At 30.7% G+C, this 322-nt stretch carries 1 protein-coding gene; it reads left to right on the forward strand.

Annotated elements, in window-relative coordinates; translation table 11 throughout:
• The coding region (locus tag CHH67_RS26655; protein ID WP_218832092.1) for a hypothetical protein at positions 1 to 322 on the forward strand (322 nt) is incomplete at both ends.

The following is a 322-nucleotide window of genomic DNA, read 5'->3' on the forward strand; positions in this document are numbered from 1 at the left end:
GGTTCTGACACAAGTGGCTTTTGCTATTTTAAGTTTAGTGCTTTTTACAACGATTCTAACGCTAATTTACAGTATATTTTCATTCAAATTATTGATGCTAACAGTTATCATTGTTATTTTATCAATACCCTTAGCCTTCGCAACCTTGACCATAGCACTTATACCTGTTCAGGTTTCCAGCATATCCACAATATTAAATATTCTCATTTATCCAGTTTTTTTAGTTGCTATTAATGTAGATATAGAAAGTTCGGTTTTTTTGGAGCTGTTTAATCCTTTTAAATTCCTATATGAGATATCATTAAATATGGGTTCCTTGGTT

The sequence above is a fragment of the Paenibacillus campinasensis genome (assembly GCF_002272015.1).
Classification (GTDB): domain Bacteria; phylum Bacillota; class Bacilli; order Paenibacillales; family Paenibacillaceae; genus Paenibacillus_AQ; species Paenibacillus_AQ campinasensis.